Origin of the sequence: Comamonas koreensis (genome assembly GCF_014076495.1) — a bacterium.
GTDB lineage: Bacteria > Pseudomonadota > Gammaproteobacteria > Burkholderiales > Burkholderiaceae_C > Comamonas > Comamonas squillarum.
Window position 1 is genome coordinate 3,671,588 of record NZ_CP043575.1, and the last position, 18,693, is coordinate 3,690,280.

Here is an 18,693-nt window from a genome sequence, read left to right on the forward strand (position 1 = left end):
CATCAGGCCTGCGGCGGGGCCGCCACCATCAGCGCATCGACCGCAATCACGCCCTCGCCGGCAGGCTGGACCAGCACCGGGTTCAGGTCGATCTCGGCGATCTCGCCGGCATAGGCCAGCGCCAGCTCCGACAGGCGCGCCACCGTGGCGGCCATGGCCTGCACATCGGCAGCGGGCTGGCCGCGCACCCCTTGCAGCAGCGGGTAGAGCTTGAGCGACGCAATCATCTGCAGCGCCTCGGCCTGCGTCACCGGCGCCACCTGCACCGCCACGTCCTTGAGCACCTCGGCATAGATGCCGCCCATGCCCACCATCACCACCGGGCCAAAGGCCGCGTCGTGTGAAACGCCGGTGATCATCTCCACACCGCCGCCCACCATCGGGGCGACCAGCACGCCATCGATCTGCGCCTGCGGCGCGCGCTCTGCCACCCGCGCCAGCAGCTGTGCATAGGCCGTGCGGGCCTGCGCGGCGCTGCGGATGTTGAGCTCCACGCCGCCGACCTCGGTCTTGTGGGCAATGTCGGGCGAGACAATCTTGAACACCACCGGAAAACCGATCTGCTCGGCCGCCGCCACCGCCGCATCGGCGGACTGCACCACCTGCTCCTGCGTCACTGGCACACCGGCGCGCGCCAAAAAGGCCTTGGCATGGAACTCGTTGCGGAAGACCTGGGCATCGAGCGGCTCCCAGTGCTGCGCGGCAGCGGGCGCAGCTGGCGGCTGGCCCAGCGTCTGGCCCAGGCGCACCAGTCCGGCCAGCCCACGGGCTGCCGCATCAATGGTCGGGAAGATCGCAATGCCCGCGTTGGCAATGCGCTCGGTCACCTCAGCCGGGCCCTGGCCAATCAGCACGATCAGGCGCTCGGGGTAGTCGCGCCGGATCTGCGCCAGCGCCTCCTGGTACACCCCGCTCAAACGCGGGTTGTGCAAGGACAGCGACAGCAGCAGCACCAGGGTGCTGCGCGATGCGTCTTCCAGCAAGGCCGTCAGCAGCTTGTACAAGATATCGGGCCGGCTGGACATCTGCGCCGTCGCATCGACCGGGTTGCGGGTGCCGGCCACCGGCACCGCTTCCTGGATACGGGCACGCGTCGCATCCGACAGCTCGGGCAGGTCCAGGCCGGCCTGCACCATGGCATCGGCCATCATCACGCCAAAGCCGCCCGATGCTGCCACCAGGGTCACACCCCGGTTGCGCGGCAGCAGCGCCTGCGGCAGCACGGACAGCGCGGCCGTCAGCTCCACCATGTCTTCGATCGACTGCACCGTCAGCGCCCCCGCGCGGGTCAGCGCCGCTTCGATCACGGCGTTGGACCCCGTCAGCGCGCCGGTGTGCGAGGCGGCGGCCGCCTGGCCTTGCTCGGTCGCGCCAATCTTGAGCACCACCACCACCTTGCCGGCGGCGCGCGCCGCGTCCAGCGCCTGCAGCAGCTTGCTGCCATCGCGGCAGGTTTCCATGCAGCACAGGATGATGCGGGTCTGGCGGTCGCCGGCCAGCGCGGCAATGCCGTCGGCAATGTCCACATCGGCCTCGTTGCCGGTCGCCATGAAGCGGCTGATGCCCAAGCCCCGGCGCACCACCGATTGCATCGTGAAGCTGCCCAGGTTGCCCGACTGCGAGACGATGCCCACCTGGCCGGCGGCTGGCAGCTTGTCTTCCAGCGCCACCGAGAACGAGCCAATCACCCGCGCCTCGATCCCCACCGCGCCCAGGCAGTTGGGCCCCAGCACGCGGATCTGGCGCTCCCGCGCAATCTGGCTCAGCTGCCGCTGCAGCGCAGCGCCCTCCTCGCCCGCTTCTATGAATCCGGACGACAGCACAATCGCCGCCTGCACGCCCTTGTCTGCGCAGTCGCGCAGCGCAGCGGGCGCCATCGCTGCCGGCACCGCGATGATGGCCAGCTCGGGCACCTGCGGCACATCGCGCACGCTGGTGTAAGCGGGCAGCGACTGGATGCTGCCGCCCTTGGGGTTGATGGGGAACACCGCGCCGGCATAACCATGCTTTTGGAGCAGATGCAGCGGCCGCCCACCAATCTTGGTGGGGTCGTCAGAGGCACCAATGATGGCGATCGCGCGTGCATTGAAAAACGGATCAAGACCTGCACCGGGCTGCAGGCGGGTTGTCTGCAGCATGCTCAGCGTCCTTTGAAAACGGGGGCGCGCTTTTCCAGGAAGGCCATGCGCGCTTCCTTGGCGTCTTCGGTCTTGGCCAGCGCCATCGTGAACTCCTGCTCAAAACGGTAGGCATCGCGCTGGGGCATCAGGTCCACCATATTGGCGGCGCGTTTGGCATAGATCACCGCCAGCGGTGCCTTGGACGCAATCTCGCGCGCCATCTCCATGGCCTTGGGCAGCAGCGCTTCGGGCGCCAGCACTTCTTCGACCACATTGCGCTGCAGCATCTCCTGGGCCGTCAGGCGCTGGCCGGTAAAAAACATGCGGCGCATCGTCGAGCGTCCCAGCAAGGTCTTGAGCATCGAGGCCCCGCCCGCCAGGCCCACATTGATCTCGGGCATGCCAAAGCTCGCGTTCGACGAGGCATAGAGAATGTCGCAGGCCGCAGCCAGGCCCATGCCTGCGCCCAGAGCCGTGCCGTTCACCGCCGCAATCACCGGCTTGGCGCATTCCTTGATCGCATTGCCGGTTTCGCGGGTGACGCGGTTGTGCTCCAGAAAGTCACCGGCCACCTCGGCATTGGGCCGGTCCTTCAGATCGGCGCCGGCGCAGAACACCGAGCCGGAACCCGTCAGCACCGCGCAGCGCACATCGTCGCGTTCGGAGATCGCATCAAAAATCGCCACCAGCTCGCGCCGCATCGCCCGGTTGAGGGCATTGACCGGTGGGCGGTTGAGCGTGACCAGGGCCACGCCATCGGCGACTTCCAGCAAAACGGAGGGCTCAGACATGGCGGCCTCCCCGGGTGTGGATTGCTACCGCGGTGGCCAGGGGGTGGATGGCGGCGCAGCGCGCAGCCTGCGCAATAGGCGCTATCACTTGCATGTTGTCTCCTTGGATCTTGGCCGCTCATGGCGAGCGCCTGTTTCGAATCTGTGTTTGATTCTAGGAAGGAACCCTGCAAATGATTTCCCCCCGATTGGTTGAATCTGTTCTGCGTTCCCCGGGGTAGTGGCGCCCTGGGGCAACCCTATGATGGACAGCAACCTACGTGCAGCTCGGCTCCACCTCAGGAGCCCCAACCTCAAGCCCCCCATGCATATCCAGCCCCTGATCCCGCAACGCCTGGCCCTGGGTGAATGCCCCCACTGGGATGCCAGCACCGGCCAGCTCTGGGCCATGGACTGCCGGCGCGGCCTGCTGCTGCGCATCGACCCGGCCAGTGGCCAAACGGAGCAGCACCTGCTGCCAGCGCCCACGGGCTCATTCGCGCTGAATGCGGACGGCAGGATCGTCATCGCAATGAAGGAGGCGCTGGGCCTGTATGACCCTGCCGGCCGCCAGTTGCAGACCCTCGCCGAGCTGGATGAGCACCTGCCCCATCTGCGCTTGAACGATGGCTGCGCGCTGCCCGATGGCCGCTTTCTGGTCGGCAGCATGCACCTGCACCTGGAAGCAGGCGAAGCACCCAGGGGCGGCATCTATGTGTTGGAGCGGGATGGGCAGTTGCAGCGCATAGGCCCGGCCCTTACAACCGCCAATGGCCCGCTGATCCACCCCAGAAGCGGCCGCCTCTTTATTGCCGACAGCGCCGCGCAAAGCATTTATTCCTTTGATATCAGCAGCGGCCAGGCGCAGGACCAGCAGCTGTTCGTCAGCACCCAGCCCCAACAATCTGCGCCCGACGGCTGCTGCTGGGACAGCGAGGGAGGCCTCTGGACCGCCTTGGTACGCACCGGCCAGCTCGCCCGCTACGATGCCCAAGGGGCGCTGAGCCAGTTGATCCGCCTGCCCATGGCCCACCCCAGTGCGCTCTGCTTTGGCGGGCCGGATCTGGCAGACTTGTATGTGACCAGCATCTCGGACAGCGGCCGCCTGCGCGCCAGCGGCCCGCTCGATGGTGCCATTGTGCGCATCACCGGCCTGGGCTACCGGGGGCTGGCCAAGCCCAAGGCGCGCATCCTTATTACCGACTAGTCACTTGGGCAGCGCAAAGCGCTGCGCCTCCCCCGCCACCTGGCTGGCGACAAAATCCAGAAATAGCTTGACCTTGGCGGGGATAATCGCCGAATCGACAATCGTCGCAAACATGCCTTCTTCGAACGTGGTATTGCTCACCACATAATCTGGCAACAGCCGCACCAGATTGCCCGCCGCCAGATCGGGGTAAACCGTGTAATCATCGAGCAGCGCAATACCCTCGCCCAATTTTGCCAACTCCAATAAAGCAATGCCATTGTTGGTCAAATGACGCGGAGAAAATCGAATATCTTCAACCCCTGCATCATTCTTGAAATGCCAGATATGGTCTTTGCCTGGCAAATAATAGGCCAGACATTGGGCCTGCAATAAATCAGCGGGTTGATGGATAGCAGGCATTTTCTCGGCATAAGCGGGTGACGCCACCAAATAACGCTGACTGTGAAACAGCATGCGCCGCTTGACGCCCGCTTCCACCGGCGGCGATATTCGGAAATCAATATCGATATTGTTCTTGACCAGGTCCACCTTGGTCTCGGACAGCAGCAGCTCCACCAGTATCTCGGGGTGGGCCTGGCGAAAGCGCGCGATGAGGCCGGGCAGCACGCGCTGGCCGAACATGGTGCGTGCGTGCACGCGCAGGCGCCCCTGCGGGGCAGAGCTGATGGCGGTGATGCTGGTGTGCGCCTGGTTGATGGTCCAGAGAATGCCCTCCAACTGGGCCGCATACTCCTGACCTGATTCGGTCAGCGACACCTGGCGCGTGGAGCGCAGCAGCAGCTTGACCTGCAGCCCGTCTTCAAACTCGGTGATCATTCTCGACACGGCGGTAGCCGAGATGCCAAACAGCCGCGCCGTCTCTGAAAAACTGCGGGTCTGCGACACCGACAGGAACAGCTCCATCGCTCTCAGACGGTCCATGATTCCTCCAGTTTGCGCAGTACTGAATCTCGATTTTCACGCATACAGATCTCCTGACCCCACCCCTAGAATGATTCCATATTGCCCATCATCAAGGAGACATCATGGAATTTGGCGTATTCATTCTGGCGCAGCAGCGCGGCTACCACCAGCGCTCTCAGGACGTTATCAACAACTCCATCGAACAAACCGTGGTGGCAGAGCAAGCGGGTTTCAATACCGCCTGGTATGCCGAACACCATTTCAACAATTACTCGCTGTCGCCATCGCCATTAATGACCGTGGCCCATGCCGCGGCCAAAACCAAAACCATTCGCCTGGGCACGGCGGTGTGCATTTTGCCACTCTACCACCCCGCCCGCTTCCTGGCCGAGGTCGGCTTTGTCGACACCGTGTCCAATGGGCGACTCGAGCTGGGCGTGGGCTCGGGCTACCAGCAGTTTGAGTTTGAACGCTTTGGCGTCGAGATCGCCAATTCCGGCGCGATCTTCAATGAGTTTCTCGACATTATTCCCAAGGCCCTGACCCAGAAAATATTCGAATACCAGGGCGAATTCCTGAATATCCCCCCCAGCTCCATCGCTGTGCGCTGCGTGCAAGACCCGATGCCCCCGCTCTGGGTCACCTCGGGCAACCCCGTTACCCTGGGCCGTGGCGTGCGCGAAGGCCACAACCTGTTTGTCACCGCGCTGCTCAACGGCAACGAAGCGATTGCCGGCCTACGCACCAAGCTGGAAAACATTGCCTCGGCCGAAGGCAAGGACCTGGACAGTGATGTGAAGTTCGGCTTTCTGCGCTGCGGCTATGCCTCGGACAACGAATCCGAAATCAATGCCTACCTGGACTGCGCCCGCTTTCAGCGCCGCATCTCCGAGAGCCTCAAGTTCCGCCGCGCTCAGTCCGAAGACGGCTACATGGTCAAAGAAGTGCCGACCGAGACCGACCCGACCTTCGAGCAGCTGCGCAAGAACCTGCCCGTCGGCTCGGTCAACGAAGTGATCGACAAGCTGCTCGAAGAGATCAGCATCCTCAAGCCCAAGCACATTGCGCTGCAAACCCAGCTGGGCGATTTCGACCAGAAGACCATGCTCAAGCAGATCGAGCTGTGGGGCGACAAGATCATTCCCGCCGTGAAAAAAGAAGTGGGCCAGGCCGTAGCGCTGGCGTAAAGGAGACAGGGCCATGCGCGTTCACCTCAGCAACTGCGGCTCCATCAGCCTGATGGATGCCCACAATTTTCGGGCACTCGACGTGCTGATCGAGCCCCAGCCCGAGCCCCAGCTCGCGCAGGCCCTGACCCGTATTGGCACGCGCGACGGCGACAGCCATGTCTGGCTGTTTCCCCAGGTGCTGCGCTTTCTGGCCTGCCAGGCCGCAGACAGCGAATGGGACACGGGCTTTGCCGCCATGCTGGCCTATGCGCAGCAGCACGGCTGGGTCAACGACCAAGGCCAGGTGCGTGCCCATATCACCTTGGCCGCGGAAGACCAGGTCGTCTCGGTGGCCGACTTCAAGGCCGCGATGCGCGCCCTGCCCGCCGGCATCAGCGCCGTGACCACCGGCCAGGGCAAGGACGTCGCCGGCATGATCGTCTCCAGCCTCACCTCCATCTCGGCCGAGCCCCCAATGGTCGGCTTTTTTGCCCACAGCGCCTCGTCGATGGGTGATACCTTGCTGCAAACGGGCAAGTTTGTCGCCAATGTGCTGGGTGAGGAACACAGCCAGATCATCGCCAGCTTTCTGAGTCAGCCCCAAGGCGAGGCCCGCTTCAAGGAAGGCCGCTGGCACAGCAGCGAACACCAGCTGCCCGTGCTGAGCGACGCGCTGGCCAGCATGGAATGCGACATTGTCTGCACCCACACCCTGGGCACGCACAAGCTGGTGGTCGGCAAGATCCGCAAGTCCTCCTGCAACAGCGCCAGCCCCGTGGTGAACTTCAATGCCAGCACGCACAAGCTGGTGCCCTTGGCGGCCTGATCGCAGACCAGAAAAGGGCTTCAAGCATGGACTGGCTGCAATTGGACCTACGCATCTGCGTCGTCACCGGCGGCGCCAAGGGACTGGGCGCCGGCATTGTGCAAGCACTGCTGGCGAGCGGCTGCCGCGTGGCGGTGCTCGACCACGACAGCGATGCGCTGGCGCAGCTCGCCGCCACCCATCCCGATGGCCAGCGTCTGCTGCCGCTGAGCGCCGATGTCTCATCACCCGCTGCGGTAGAGGCTGCGTTTCAAACACTGCAACAGCACTGGGGCGCCGGGCCCAGCGTGCTGGTCAACAACGCCGCCATCACCAGCGCCGCGCCGCTGGCCGAGCTGGACCCTGGCATCTGGGAGCGCCAACTGCAGATCAACCTGGGCGGCTACCTGCGCATGGGCCAGGCCTTCTACCGCCATTCCGACGCCAGCCTGCCGCGCGCCATTGTCAATATCGCTTCGATCTCGGCCCAGAACGCCCAACCGCTGAGCGGCGGCTACAGCATGAGCAAGGCCGCCATCCGCATGCTGACTAACCAGATGTGCCTGGAATGGGGCCCCGCAGGCATCCGCTGCAACACCGTCAGCCCCGGCCTGTTTGTGACCCCGCTGAGCGAGCGCTTCTACCGCAACCCGGACGACCGCGCCCGCCGCGAGCAGGTCGTCCCCCTGCGCCGCATCGGCCAGAGCGAAGAACTCGCCCAGGCGGTGGTCTTCCTCGCCAGCCCCCGGGCCAGCTATGTCCATGGCGCGGATCTGGTGGTCGATGGCGGCTTCAGCCATTCGCTGATGACGCATATTCCTCGGGCTTATGGGCAGGGGCAGCTGGGTCCTGGGAAAGCGCAGCCTGGCTTGGTGCAGTCCACCAATCCAGGCATCCGCAACATGTGAGATCCCTTCAGGGCAGCGGATCGCCCGCGCCCACCCGGTCCACAATCAAGCGGTAGTGCTCAGGCCTGCGGTGCTTGGCGAAATTGAAGACATGCTGGCGGAAATGTTCACCCAGCGACAGATCGGCGCTGACGCAGATGACCTCATCGTCCTCGGTCAGCGTGCGCGCCACGATCTCTCCGGTGGGCGCAACAATGACGGAGCTGCCAATCATGTGGTGGCCATCTTCGGAACCGCATTTCGCCGCTGCCGCCACCCAGATTCCATTTTGGTAGGCATTGGCCTGCAATGAGATCAGGTGGGTGGTCGTGCGCAGATGCACCGGCTCATTCCAATGGATATTGAGCGACGGCGTGTTGTAGCCCAGCATGACCACCTCGGCACTTTGCAAGGCCATCACGCGGTAGGTTTCCGGCCAGCGGCGGTCGTTGCACAGGCACATGCCGTATTTGACAGCGCCTGAATCGAACACCCTGAACCCCAGGTTGCCGACATCGAAGTACTTCTTCTCCAGATGCTGGAACGGAGCTTCTGGCTTATGTTCCACATGGCCGGGCAGGTGGATCTTGCGGTACTTGCCCGCAATTTCTCCCCTGGAGTTGACCAGTACGGCGGTGTTGTAGGGTCGCCCGTCTTCGGCCAGTTCGGCATAGCCCAGGTAGAAGCCCACGCCCAGCTCACGCGCGGCATCAAACAGCGGCTGCACATCGGCATTGGGCATCTGTGCTTCGAAGAACCGCGCTTGTGCTTGCGCTTCTTCCATCCAATAGCGCGGGAAGAACGTCGTCAGTGCCAACTCCGGAAAAACGACCATCTCGGCGCCCCGGGCCTTGGCCTCGCGCAGCATGGCCACCAAGCGCCGAACCACCGAGCCCCGGCTATCCGATAAATGAACAGGCCCCATCTGGGCCACGGCCAAACCAAGTTTTCGTGTTGTCATTTCCCGCACTCCTTTTGCGTTGTCTGCTCGGGCTCTGCCCGGCGCAGCACTTGTCCTGGCCGCGCGCCGGTAGGCTGGTGGCCATCCCACACCTGCTGCCCATTGACCCAGACTTGTTCGATTCCCTCGCTGGCCTGCACTGGCTCCTCAAACGTGGCCTTGTCCGAAACCCGTTGGGGGTCAAACACCACCAGGTCGGCAAAGCAGCCGGGCTCCAAACGCCCACGCTGCTCCAGCCCATACTGCTGCGCAGCCAGCCCCGTCATCCGGTGGATGCCCTCTTCCAGCGACAGCAAGCCGCATTCGCGCACCATGCGCCGCAGCACGCGTGTGAAGGTGCCCCACTGGCGTGGATGGGGGTGTGGATCAAAAGGCAGGCCATCGGACCCCACCATCGTCAAAGGAAACGCAAAGATGCGGTCCACATCGTGCTGATCCATCAAGAAGTAAATGGCGCCGGCCGGTGACAGGCGCGCCAACAGCGCTTCATCGTCCAGGCCCCATTGCTGCTGCAGGTCGGCAAAATCCCGTCCTTTGGCTTCTGGACAAGCGCTGGACCAGGTGATCATGGTGCGGCTTGCCAGGCGAACCCGGTCGAGCCGCAGCATCGTGGACGTGGCGGGATAAGGGTGGCAGTCCACACAAACGGGCTGCTTGCTGCTGGCCTCCCGGATCAGCGCCAGCGTCTCTTCCGAGCGGCCATGGTTGCGCTCGCCAGCGAGCTTGTGGTGGGAGAAAACCACCCGGCAGTCTGCGTCGCGCCCCACGGCCAATGCCTCTTGCATCGCCGGGACAATGTCATCGGCCTCATCCCGCAGATGGGTGGCATACACGGCCTGGCGGCCGCGCAGTGGCCTGCAGACTTCGAGCAGTTCCCAGGTTGTGGCATGGCGTGCAGGCGGGTAGAAGGTGCCGGTCGAGATGCCGAAGGCCCCTTCGTCCAGCGCTTCGGTCAGCAAATCCCGCATCTGCGCGCACTCGTCATCGGTGGCTTCACGCTGGTGGTCCGCCATCACCTTGACGCGCAAGGTGGTATGGCCCACCAGCGGGATGACATTGACCGCCGCTGGCTGCGCCTGCAAGGCTTGCAGCCACTCGCCAAAGCGCCCAAAGCGAAACAACTCGGGCGGCCCCAGCAGGTCCAGGGGCTGCGGCAGGTTTTGCGGCACCAGCGGCGCCAGACTGATGCCGCAGTTGCCGGTAACCACCGTGGTTATACCCTGGGAGACTTTGGGCACCATATCGCGGTGCACCAGCAGGTAGCCATCATCGTGGGTGTGCGAATCGATAAAGCCCGGTGCAAGGGCCAGGCCCTGCAGGTCGATGACGGTATCACCGGCCTGCGCCTGCACCGCGCCCACCTGGGCAATCCGCTCACCCTCCACCGCCACATCGCCGCTGTAAGCCTGCCCGCCAGAGCCGTCGATCAGCATCGCATTCTTGAATATCAGCACTTTCGTCTTCTCTTTCCGGGGCCGATCAGTTGAGCTTCGCGATCTTGCTGGACTGGATGATCTCGGTCCATTTTTTCGTCTCACGGGCAATCAATTGCTTGAAATCCTCCGGCGTGCCGCCCACCGGCTGGGCGCCCAGGCCTTGAAGACTTTCGCGCACGTTAGGCATCTTCAACACCTTGTCCAGATCGGCGGCCAGTGCCTTGGCCTGCTCAGGCGTCATCTTGCGATTGCCCACCACGCCCCCCCACGAGACGATCTCATAGCCCTTGACGCCCGCCTCGTCCATCGTCGGAACAGTGGGCAGCTGCTCGATCCGCTTGCCCAGCTGGGTCACGGCCAGCGCACGCACCTTGCCCGACTTGATAAGCGGCACCGCTTCGGAGCTGTTGATGAACATATAGTCCAAGCGCCCGCCCATCAGGTCCTGCAACGCGGCCGGCCCGCCCTGGTAGGGAACGAAAACGGTATCGAGCTTTTCCAGATGGTTGAGCAGCTCCCCACTCATATGGCCGGTGGTGCCGACGCCCGAAGCCCCATAGGACAGCTTGCCGGGGTTCTTGCGCGCTTGGGCCAGCAAGTCCTGCACGGATTGGACGCTCGATGCCACCGGAACGATCAGCACGTTGTAGAGGTTGAACAGGTGCGACACCGGAACCAGGTCCTTGTCCACGTCGTAAGGCAGCGTGGAGAACAGCGCGCGGTTGACCGCCAGGGTGTTGATATTTCCATAGCCCACGGTGAGCTCGTTGCCCCTGATCACCTGCACCACACCGATATTGCCTGCCGCTCCGGGCTTGTTTTCTACAATCACCGGACGATGGGCGTTCAGCGACCATTGGTTGGTAATGATGCGGCTGAGCACGTCAGGGGATCCGCCGGCCGCAGAGGGCACGACAAAGCTGATCGGCTGGTTGGCGTTGCCCTGGGCAGCAGCCGGATCCGACTGCGCGGCCAGCATGACAAGGGGCAACAGGAGGGCAAAACGGTTCAGAAGACGGCGGTTCATGGCTTGACTCTTTCATGGGTCTGAATATTGCTTGCAGCGTAAAGGACAAGCCGAACTCACCCAAATTGAAAAATGTCGGTGCATTCACAAACAAAGTTATATCGACCAGGGGTTAACACCACATGCCAAGCCAATTGCCTGAAACCAGCAGCCACGCCATTCACCCCCGCGCACTGAACATGCGGCAGCTGGAGGTGTTCCATGCCATCATGACCACCGGCACCATCAGCGGCGCGGCCTTGGCCCTGCATGTATCGCAGCCGGCACTGAGCCGGGCACTGGCGCACTGCGAAGCCCGCCTGGGCTATTTGTTGTTTGAGCGGCTGGGCAGAAGGCTGCAGCCCACGCCCGAAGCCCAGCGCCTGCACGAAGAGGCGCGCGACGTGTACCGAGGCCTGGACCGGCTCAACAGCCTGGCCCAGCGCATCGGCCATGCGGGCGTGGACACCTTGCACCTGGCCTGCAGTGCCACGTTTGCCAACACCTTGATTCCGCAGGCACTGCAGCAACTGATGCGCTACAGCCCGCAATTGCGTGTCGACTTTCGCACGGCGACCTATGACGAGTTGCCAGAGTACCTGCTGTCGGGTCAAGCCGATGTGGGCGTTTCTTTGGTGGAGTCGAACCACCCGGGCTTGAAATCACGCTTGCTGGGCCGCCAGCGCCTGCTGTGCGTACTGCCCCCGCAACACCCGCTGGCGGACCGGGCCATGGTGGATCCGCTTGCGTTGTGCGACACCGCATGGATCGGATACCCGCCGGACACCCCGCTGGGACGCCTATGCGCCTCAGCGCTGGCGATGGATGCCAGCTCGGCGAGCATCCAGGTGCGCTCGCCGGCCATTGCCCTCAGTTGCGTTCAGACGGGCTTGGGCGCTGCCATTGTGGATGCCTCCTGTATCCGGCATATTCCCCGCGATGACATCGTCGTCAGGCCTTTGACAACGGAGGTGTATTCCAACATCTGGACGATAACGTCTGCGCGGCAGCCATGCCCGGCAACGGGCCAGCAATTCATCGATGCGCTGCATGCGGTACTGAAACAGCTCAGCGCTGCCGAGCCTTGGCCGCCAGCCAGCAAAACTAGCGGCGCCGCCTAAGAACCTGTTCTAAGCATGCGGTGCCCAGCCCCGACCCAGCGATCGGCGGGACTGGACGGATGGCGACCCATCAAGAGAACGTCAAATCCAAGCCCATCGTCCTGACCAAGGTGAAGGTCAGCAGCCCCAGCAGCAACAGCGCCGCCAAAAAAATAGCCGCCACCTTGCCGCCTGCGCGCAGCACGGCGCGGGGGTTGCCGCCTTTTTTGCCCTGGTCGTAATGCCATTTGATGGCAAAGAACATGCAGGTGCTGAACATGCTCAGCTTGAAGATGACAAAGACTACGGGGATCCAATCGATCATTTTGCAAATTTCCAGCCAATGACTTGGCACTGTCCGAGCCCCAGCAAGGCATGAGGCCGCAACGCCAGCGATTGCCATACCAGCATGGGCCGCTCTGCGTTCTGGTGCATAGTACGCAAAAGCAATTTCCATACATGCGGACAAATTGTCCCAGGGGCCGTCTGCAAAACCGTCGCCCAATGGCAAGGAGTGGATCGCCCGAGTGGGCGTCCAGACCAAGGCAGTGCGTTTTGCAGAGGCCCCCTCGGCCCATCCATACATCTCCAGATACAAGCATGCAAGAAGACAACGCCCTCCCCTGGTTGCCGCGACTGACCGCGTGGGGCGGGCCGCGTTTTTTGCAGATTGCCGATGCCTTGCAAGCGGCCGTGGCAGACGGCCTGCTACAGCCCGGCGATCGCCTGCCGCCGCAGCGCCATCTGGCGGCCTTGCTGGACGTGGACCTGACGACCGTCACCCGTGCCTACGACGAGGCCCGGCGCCGTCACCTGCTCGAAGGGCGCGGCGCGCGGGGCACCTATGTGGCAGCGCCCAAGGTGGCGCTGACCGCGGTGCTCGACCTGGGCATGAACACGCCGCCGCCGCCGGCGGGTCTGGATTTTGACGATCTGCTCAAGCAAGGCCTGTCGCAGGTGCTGATGGGGGCGGATTCTGCGCTGCTGATGACCTACCATCTGGGTGGCGGCAGCGATGTGGACCGCCAAGCCGGCGCCCAGTGGCTCAAGCCCATGTTGGGGCCGGTCGATGCCGAGCAGCTCGTTGTCTGCCCGGGCGCGCAGGCAGCAATTGCCGCCTCCATCCTGGCGCTGACGGAACCGGGCGACGTGATCCTGGCCGAGCCGATGGGCTACCCCGGCCTGCGCACTGCGGCCACGCAGTTGGGCCGGCAGATCATCGCCGTGCCCAGCGACCCGCATGGCATGCTGCCCGACGACCTGGAGCAGGCCTGCCGCCAGCACCAGCCGGCACTGCTCTACCTCAACCCCACCCTGCAGAACCCGACCGCCACCACGATGCCGCTGGAACGGCGCCAGGCGCTCGTGCGCATTGCCCAGCGCAACCATGTCCGCATCGTCGAGGATGACCCCTACTGGCTGCTGGCCGAGACACCACCGCCGCCGCTGGCCAGCCTGGCGCCCGAGCAGGTGCTCTATATCTCCACCCTGTCCAAATGCCTGACGCCCGGCCTGCGCGTGGCCTTTGTGCGGGCGCGCGATCCTGCCTTGCGCGAGCGCTTCCAGACTGCCCTGCGCTCCTTTGCGCTGATGGTCTCGCCACTGTCTGCAGCACTGGCCACGCAATGGATTTTGGGCGGCTCGGCCTATGGGCTGATGGAGGGCGTGCGCAAGGAGGCCCGCCTGCGCCACCGCATGGCGCGCGATCTGCTGGCCGGCCGCTACAGCGGCGCGGGCGATGGCCTGCATGTCTGGTTGGAACTGCCAGGGTATTGGAGCCCCGCCCAACTCGCGCAAGCCGCCCAGCGCGAAGGCATCGCCGTCACCCCGGCAGAGGCCTTTGCCAGCGGCGCGGCAGACACTGCCCAGGTCAATGCCATCCGCATCTCGCTGGGCAGCATCAAGGACCGGGGGCGCTTGCAGGCGGGGCTGCAGCGCTTGTCGGCGCTGCTGGCGCGGCGGCCCGATGCGTTCACGGCTGCCGTGGTTTGACGACCGCTTTACCCAAGGATCCTGCCATGCCCGCAGCAGAAGAAGAGCGCGATCTGCTTGAGCACTACGTCGAGGCCGCTGCGCCCTTTCTCGCGCTCCATCCACAGCTGCTTGCACCCCGTGAAGTGCTGGAACACACCGCGCAATTCGCCTACCACCCGCTGGTCCAACAGCTGAGCTGCTATGTGCTCGATGATGCGAACACCAGCGACCACCACCTTCTGGCCACCCGCTCGCCGCTCGCAGGCTGCGTGCTTTTCCTCAGCCACGATGGCGATACGCGCGCCGTTTTCGATTCGGCAACAAGCTTTTTGGTGGCGCTGCAACAGGCGCAAGCCAGCGACCAGGAAGTCTCCGATCTGCATCCCGCGCTATCCCCTATTGCACAGGACCAGGATGCCTTGGGTGCATGCATACACAGGCTGCTGGATGATCAGGAATGGAACGATGTCGTTGTCGCACTCATTCCTTCGCTCAGCCTGGAAGACAAGGACCTGTTGCACAGACTGGTGGCCGATGACGACTTCTTTCTCGGTGAGGCCGTCGCGATGGCCATCCAAAAGCGCCCTGACCAAGCACTGCTACCCATGGCTCAGCTGTGCGCAGCGCACGCACAGCCACAGGTTGCTCGGGCGGGAAAGCTTGCTGTTAAACGGATCCATCAGCTGGGCCAGCGCCCTCAGTAAATCGCCTCTGCACAGCCAGCGCTATAGTCGGCCCGTCGAAAAAGGCAGACTTGGTTTGGTAAGCCCAGGTCCTTCCACACGGAAGCGCTGACTCTGCCCGCGCATGGGTCCCCACGACGAACGTGCACCGCATCTGCTTGCGGCCATCGGTTCGTCCCAGGGGTTCTCAAGACAAAGAATCACTCCGGCCGAACGGTCAAACGAGAGAGGACAAGTCCATGCCTACGATCCCCCCTTACGACGTCATCATTGTTGGTGCAGGCTCCGTCGGCCTGCTGCTCAGCTGCGAGCTGCGGCTGGCCCAGTGCTCTGTGCTGGTGCTCGAGCAAGCCGGCGACCCGCACTCCCCGCTCAAGCAAGCGCCCTTTGGCATTCGCGGCCTCACTATCCCCTCGCTGGAGGCGCTGCAGCGCCGGGGCTTGCTGGAGGCCGTCACCGCACCCCTACATGGTGGCGCGCCCACCGCATTGCGCCCCCATTGGCTGCAGCATGCGCGCCGGCCTGGCGGGCCCCCCCACCCCTTGGTCGGTCGCAGCGCGCCCGACTTTGCGCTGGCCGATGGCTCGACCCTCGCTGGCCATCTGCAGACCGGCCAGGGCTTATTGCTGGACTTTGGCTGCGCCGCGCCGTTGCGTGACTTGTCGGCAGGGTGGCAGGGGCACCTCCGCTATATCGCCCGCAGCACGGCGGATGAACTTGGCTTGCAATCGCTACTGGTCCGTCCGGATGGCATCGTCGCCTGGGTGGGTGACGGTAAGGCATCGCAAGCGCCAGTCGCAACCGCTATCCAGCGCTGGTTTGGCCAGCCCCTGCAGCGCTGATGCGCGGGCAGTGCTCTGCGGAGGGCCGGACCTTAATCCGGCTCCGGCCAAAACATCTTTCGGACCTGGTCGTTGAAGTAAGGCAGCATCAAGGTCAAACCACCCGAGGCATTGGCCAGAAAGTCCAGCACCTGGGCCCAGGACGATTCGACGGAGAGCCAGTTGTTGCCGACGATAAACAGCAGGCCGCAGGCGGTGGTGACCAGGTTGAGCGCGGGCGCCCAGGGGCGAAAGCGCATGCAGCCATAAAAACCGGCGCTCCAGCCCAGGATGATCAAGCACAGCAGCACGACCATCTCCCCCTCCAGCGCGATGGGAAACCGCAGCGGATGCTGCGAGGACAGCAGCTCGGTCCTGAAATCCATGCGGATGGACAGCACTAACAGGAGGACGGTGGCGATAACGAGCAGGCGGTAGCGATTTTTGGTCATGGGTCTGGGGCAAGTTGCGCCATGCTAGCAAATCGCCTGCCGCCGGCGGCCTTCTCCTCTGGGCCATCTGGGCCCTCTGGACTGTGTCGCCCCTTTCGTATCCCGCGCAGCGCTCACAGGCTCGCCAAGGTCTGGGCATGCATCTTTGCACGCTCCTCCTTGCGCTCGCTGTAGCGGTCCACCAGATAGGGCGCGATATCCCTGGTCAGCAGGGTGAACTTCAGCAGCTCCTCCATCACATCCACCACACGGTCATAAAAAGGCGATGGCTTCATGCGCCCCTCGTCATCAAACTCCTGGTAGGCCTTGGCGACCGAGCTTTGGTTGGGAATGGTCAACAGGCGCATCCAGCGGCCCAGAATGCGCAGCTGGTTCACGGCATTGAAGGACTGCGAGCCCCCGCTCACCTGCATAACCGCCAGCGTCTTTCCTTGCGTGGGCCGCACAGCGCCTTCGGACAGCGGTATCCAGTCCACCTGGGTCTTCATGATGCCGGTCATCGCGCCGTGGCGCTCCGGTGACGTCCAGACCATGCCTTCGCACCACCGCACCAGCGCGCGCAGCTCCGCCACCTTGGGGTGGTCCTCCGGCACGCTATCGGGCTGCGGCAAGCCGTCGGGGTCGTAGATGCGGACCTCGGCCCCCATGCCTTCCAGCAGCCGGGCTGCCTCCTGGGTCAGGAGCCGGCTGTAGGAGCGCTCACGCAGCGAGCCATACAGCATCAGAATGCGGGGAGCATGGGCAGACAACTGGCGAGGCTGCAGCTGCTGCGGGCCAGGGGCCTGGAAGCTGCGGGCGTCGATATGGCGGGAGATGGCATCAGCAGACATCAGTGTCCTTGGGTGGATGCAGCTGGCAGGGCATTTTCATACCAGCGCTTGGATCGGTTGACAACGGCCACGACGGCCAGCATCACCGGCACCTCGATCAGCACACCGACCACGGTGGCCAGTGCTGCGCCCGAGTTCAGGCCAAACAGGCTGATCGCGGTGGCGACGGCCAGTTCAAAGAAGTTGCTGGCGCCAATCAGCGCCGAGGGCCCGGCCACGCAATGGGCCACCCCCAGCTTCTGGTTGAGCCAGTACGCCAGCCCGGCATTGAGCATCACTTGCACCAGGATGGGCACGGCCAAGAGCGCAATCACCAAGGGCTGCGCCAGGATCGACTGGCCCTGGAACGCAAACAGCAGCACCAGCGTGGCGAGCAAGGCCAGGATGGACACCGGCCCCATCAACTCGGCCGCCCGGCCCAGTGCCTGGCTGCCGCGCCTGAGCAGGTATTTGCGCAGCATCTGGGCCAGCGCCACCGGCACCAGGATGTAGAGCACGACCGAAACCAGCAAGGTGTCCCAGGGCACCGTGATCGAGGAGATGCCCAGCAGCAAGGCCACGATCGGCGCAAAGGCCACCAGCATGATGGCGTCGTTCAAGGCCACCTGCGACAGCGTGAAGTACGGGTCCCCCTTGCACAGCTGGCTCCAGACAAAGACCATCGCCGTGCATGGCGCTGCGGCGAGCAAAATCAAACCGGCGACATAGCTGTCGATCTGCGCAGGATCGAGCCACTGCACAAACACATGGCGCAAAAACAGCCAGGCCAGCAAGGCCATCGAAAACGGCTTGAGGCCCCAGTTGATGAACAAGGTCACCCCTATGCCACGGGCATGGCGGCGCAGCTGCGACAGCGCAGAAAAGTCAATCTTGAGCAGCATGGGAATCACCATCACCCAGATGAGCACACCCACCGGCAGGTTCACCTTGGCCACCTCCATCGCAGCCACGGCCTCGGTCAGGCCCGGCACGGCATAACCCAGGCCCACGCCAGCGCAGATGCACAGCAGCACCCAGAGCGTGAGGTAGCGCTCAAACCCACCGATCACCGGCTTGGTCTCAGTCACGGGCATGTTCAAGACTCCGCAATCCGTTGCACAGCCGCTTGCAGCGCCTGGTTGCCCAGCTTGTCAAACGGCAATTGCAACAGCTGCAGCATGCGGTAGGCCAGCGCCTGGCGGGTGAGCTCAAAACGCTGGGCTTGCTCCACGCTGGGAGCCTCGGAAGGGTCCGGGTAGCTCCAATGGGCACGCACCGGCGCGCCCGGCCACAAGGGACAAGGCTGGGCAGCGGCGCTGTCGCAAACGGTGATGACCACGCGCATCTCTGGCACGCCGGGCTGCGCAAACCGGTCCATGCTCTTGCTCGACAGCGCCGATGTGTCCACGCCTGCAGCACGCAACGCCGCCAGCGCCTGCGGGTGGACACGGCCACTGGGTGCAGCGCCGGCGCTGAAGGCTTTGGCATCGATGCCCAGTGTCTGCGCCCAGTGGTTGAACATGGCCTCGGCCAGCACGCTGCGGGCCGAATTGTGGGTGCACAGCACCAAAACATGGGTGGTCATCG

The 18,693-nt window shown here is 64.0% G+C and carries 19 protein-coding genes; 8 read left to right on the forward strand and 11 right to left on the reverse strand.

Annotated features, from left to right (window positions below; genetic code table 11):
* Positions 1 to 2: 2 nt before the first annotated feature.
* Positions 3 to 2,138 carry an acetate--CoA ligase family protein gene (locus F0Q04_RS16700; RefSeq protein WP_182342219.1) on the reverse strand — a complete coding sequence of 712 codons (2,136 nt, stop codon included), beginning with the start codon at positions 2,136 to 2,138 and terminating at the stop codon, positions 3 to 5.
* A gap of 2 nt (positions 2,139 to 2,140) precedes the next feature.
* The gene (locus F0Q04_RS16705; protein WP_116924227.1) at positions 2,141 to 2,911 is read right to left on the reverse strand and encodes an enoyl-CoA hydratase/isomerase family protein; all 771 of its coding nucleotides are present in this window, start codon (positions 2,909 to 2,911) and stop codon (positions 2,141 to 2,143) included.
* Positions 2,912 to 3,215: 304 nt separating this feature from the next.
* Here F0Q04_RS16705 and F0Q04_RS16710 point away from each other — a divergent pair, with 304 nt between their 5' ends.
* Positions 3,216 to 4,097, forward strand: coding sequence for an SMP-30/gluconolactonase/LRE family protein (locus tag F0Q04_RS16710; protein ID WP_182342221.1), 882 nt, complete (start codon positions 3,216 to 3,218; stop codon positions 4,095 to 4,097).
* Here F0Q04_RS16710 and F0Q04_RS16715 read toward each other — a convergent pair whose 3' ends face one another.
* Positions 4,098 to 5,003, reverse strand: a complete 906-nt coding sequence (locus F0Q04_RS16715; RefSeq protein ID WP_232539377.1) for a LysR family transcriptional regulator — start codon at positions 5,001 to 5,003, stop codon at positions 4,098 to 4,100.
* A 122-nt stretch (positions 5,004 to 5,125) separates the two neighbouring features.
* On the opposite strand from F0Q04_RS16715, the gene F0Q04_RS16720 reads away from it, so the two are divergent.
* The 3 genes from F0Q04_RS16720 to F0Q04_RS16730 are packed head-to-tail and all read left to right on the forward strand — an operon-like array spanning position 5,126 to position 7,885.
* Entirely contained in the window at positions 5,126 to 6,190 is a 1,065-nt protein-coding gene (locus tag F0Q04_RS16720) for an LLM class flavin-dependent oxidoreductase (protein ID WP_116924230.1), read from the forward strand.
* 13 nt (positions 6,191 to 6,203) lie between these two features.
* Positions 6,204 to 6,998 carry a flavin reductase family protein gene (locus tag F0Q04_RS16725; protein WP_182342223.1) on the forward strand — a complete coding sequence of 265 codons (795 nt, stop codon included), beginning with the start codon at positions 6,204 to 6,206 and terminating at the stop codon, positions 6,996 to 6,998.
* Positions 6,999 to 7,024: 26 nt separating this feature from the next.
* Entirely contained in the window at positions 7,025 to 7,885 is an 861-nt protein-coding gene (locus F0Q04_RS16730) for an SDR family NAD(P)-dependent oxidoreductase (RefSeq protein WP_182342226.1), read from the forward strand.
* A gap of 7 nt (positions 7,886 to 7,892) precedes the next feature.
* On the opposite strand, the gene F0Q04_RS16735 is transcribed toward F0Q04_RS16730, so the two are convergent.
* Genes F0Q04_RS16735 through F0Q04_RS16745 form a run of 3 tightly spaced genes read right to left on the reverse strand, consistent with a single transcriptional unit; the run spans position 7,893 to position 11,288 of the window.
* Positions 7,893 to 8,825, reverse strand: a complete 933-nt coding sequence (locus tag F0Q04_RS16735; RefSeq protein WP_116924233.1) for an N-carbamoyl-D-amino-acid hydrolase — start codon at positions 8,823 to 8,825, stop codon at positions 7,893 to 7,895.
* Positions 8,822 to 10,258 carry an N-acyl-D-amino-acid deacylase family protein gene (locus F0Q04_RS16740; RefSeq protein ID WP_182345750.1) on the reverse strand — a complete coding sequence of 479 codons (1,437 nt, stop codon included), beginning with the start codon at positions 10,256 to 10,258 and terminating at the stop codon, positions 8,822 to 8,824. The genes F0Q04_RS16735 and F0Q04_RS16740 overlap by 4 nt, the downstream gene beginning before the upstream one ends.
* 46 nt (positions 10,259 to 10,304) lie before the next feature.
* On the reverse strand, positions 10,305 to 11,288 hold the full coding sequence (locus F0Q04_RS16745; RefSeq protein ID WP_116924235.1) for a Bug family tripartite tricarboxylate transporter substrate binding protein: 984 nt from the start codon (positions 11,286 to 11,288) through the stop codon (positions 10,305 to 10,307).
* Between the two features lie 122 nt (positions 11,289 to 11,410).
* Here F0Q04_RS16745 and F0Q04_RS16750 point away from each other — a divergent pair, with 122 nt between their 5' ends.
* The gene (locus F0Q04_RS16750; RefSeq protein ID WP_116924236.1) at positions 11,411 to 12,388 is read left to right on the forward strand and encodes a LysR family transcriptional regulator; all 978 of its coding nucleotides are present in this window, start codon (positions 11,411 to 11,413) and stop codon (positions 12,386 to 12,388) included.
* A gap of 70 nt (positions 12,389 to 12,458) precedes the next feature.
* Here the strand turns inward: F0Q04_RS16750 and F0Q04_RS16755 are convergent, their stop codons facing one another.
* A complete protein-coding gene (locus F0Q04_RS16755) occupies positions 12,459 to 12,692 on the reverse strand; it encodes a hypothetical protein (RefSeq protein ID WP_116924237.1) in 234 nt (77 codons plus the stop codon).
* Positions 12,693 to 12,967: 275 nt separating this feature from the next.
* Here F0Q04_RS16755 and F0Q04_RS16760 point away from each other — a divergent pair, with 275 nt between their 5' ends.
* From F0Q04_RS16760 to F0Q04_RS16770, 3 genes are all read left to right on the forward strand, one after another.
* Entirely contained in the window at positions 12,968 to 14,359 is a 1,392-nt protein-coding gene (locus tag F0Q04_RS16760; RefSeq protein ID WP_116924238.1) for a PLP-dependent aminotransferase family protein, read from the forward strand.
* A 26-nt stretch (positions 14,360 to 14,385) separates the two neighbouring features.
* Entirely contained in the window at positions 14,386 to 15,045 is a 660-nt protein-coding gene (locus F0Q04_RS16765; protein WP_182342229.1) for a hypothetical protein, read from the forward strand.
* 218 nt (positions 15,046 to 15,263) lie between these two features.
* The gene (locus F0Q04_RS16770) at positions 15,264 to 15,866 is read left to right on the forward strand and encodes an FAD-dependent oxidoreductase (protein WP_182342232.1); all 603 of its coding nucleotides are present in this window, start codon (positions 15,264 to 15,266) and stop codon (positions 15,864 to 15,866) included.
* A 32-nt stretch (positions 15,867 to 15,898) separates the two neighbouring features.
* Here the strand turns inward: F0Q04_RS16770 and F0Q04_RS16775 are convergent, their stop codons facing one another.
* The 4 genes from F0Q04_RS16775 to F0Q04_RS16790 all read right to left on the reverse strand — a co-directional run bounded on the left by F0Q04_RS16775 (position 15,899) and on the right by F0Q04_RS16790 (position 18,691).
* On the reverse strand, positions 15,899 to 16,297 hold the full coding sequence (locus tag F0Q04_RS16775; RefSeq protein WP_116924241.1) for a hypothetical protein: 399 nt from the start codon (positions 16,295 to 16,297) through the stop codon (positions 15,899 to 15,901).
* 113 nt (positions 16,298 to 16,410) lie between these two features.
* On the reverse strand, positions 16,411 to 17,127 hold the full coding sequence (gene arsH / locus F0Q04_RS16780; RefSeq protein ID WP_182342235.1) for an arsenical resistance protein ArsH: 717 nt from the start codon (positions 17,125 to 17,127) through the stop codon (positions 16,411 to 16,413).
* The gene (gene arsB / locus F0Q04_RS16785) at positions 17,127 to 18,200 is read right to left on the reverse strand and encodes an ACR3 family arsenite efflux transporter (protein WP_182342238.1); all 1,074 of its coding nucleotides are present in this window, start codon (positions 18,198 to 18,200) and stop codon (positions 17,127 to 17,129) included. The genes arsH and arsB overlap by 1 nt, the downstream gene beginning before the upstream one ends.
* 2 nt (positions 18,201 to 18,202) lie before the next feature.
* Positions 18,203 to 18,691 (reverse strand): arsenate reductase ArsC, encoded by a 489-nt coding sequence (locus F0Q04_RS16790; protein WP_116924244.1) that lies wholly within the window; start codon positions 18,689 to 18,691, stop codon positions 18,203 to 18,205.
* Positions 18,692 to 18,693 lie beyond the last annotated feature (2 nt).